Annotated in this window: 1 protein-coding gene; it reads right to left on the reverse strand. The window is 60.0% G+C overall.

Annotated elements, in window-relative coordinates; translation table 11 throughout:
- Positions 1-253: 253 nt before the first annotated feature.
- Positions 254-973: Na+/H+ antiporter NhaA (locus ABE472_RS18825; RefSeq protein ID WP_346466784.1), on the reverse strand; the 720-nt coding region annotated here is incomplete at its 5' end.

A 973-nucleotide genomic window follows, 5' to 3' on the forward strand; every position in this document is an offset into this window, starting at 1 on the left:
GCGTTGCAGGACCCGCGTCGCCCGGTGAGCGAGGGCACCCGCCACTATCGGGCTGAGGTCTACCTGCGCGAAGGCGGGCAAGACTACGACGTTATGGGCTGGCCAAAGGTGCAGTTGATCCACGATGTGCTGGACCAATACGAGCGCCACCGCCAGTTCCTGGATCACGTTCGCTGATCAATGCCCCGGCCAACCGGATTCGGTTGGCTGGGACCTGGGCCAGGATGGCTTAGATACAGATCGGCAACCTGTTCTAGCTTCGGGGTGCAAACCTCAATACGACTGCTCCCAGCAGCGCGGAAAGCAGCGACCCGAGCAAAATACCGACCTTGGCGTCCTCAACGAACGCAGGGTCCAATGGGAACGCGAGCGAGCTGATGAAGAGGCTCATCGTAAAGCCAATCCCGCAGAGCAAACTCACGCCGTAGATTTGTAGCCACGATGCGCCCGCTGGCTTTTCAGCAAGCCCGGTCTTGACCGCAAGGGCAACGCCACCGAACACACCAATTTGCTTGCCGACGAAGAGCCCAGCAGCGATTCCCAACGGCAGCGGTGCCAAAATGGAGCTCATCGAAATTCCAGACAGATCCACGCCGGCATTGGCAAAGCCAAAGATCGGCACGATCACGAGGCCAACCCAAGGAGCAATGCCGTGCTCCAAGCGAACCAGTGGCGACTTGGCACTGGCGCCGTAGGGGATCAGGAATGCACCGACAACGCCTGCAATCGTGGCGTGGACGCCTGAAAGAAGCGTGGCATACCACATGGCCAAGAGCAGAACCAAGTAGGGCCAGAGCCGCTCCACACCGTTTCTCTTTAGCGCATACATGGCAAGCCCCGCGCCGATTGCACCCGCCAAAGCTCCGATGTCGAGGGACGAGGTGTAAAACAGGGCAATGATTGCCACTGCACCCATGTCGTCGATGATGGCCACCGACAGCAGCAAGAGCTTCAAGCTGGGAGGCGCGTGCCG

Origin of the sequence: Stenotrophomonas sp. TWI809 (assembly GCF_039673205.1) — a bacterium.
In the GTDB taxonomy this organism is placed as follows: domain Bacteria; phylum Pseudomonadota; class Gammaproteobacteria; order Xanthomonadales; family Xanthomonadaceae; genus Stenotrophomonas.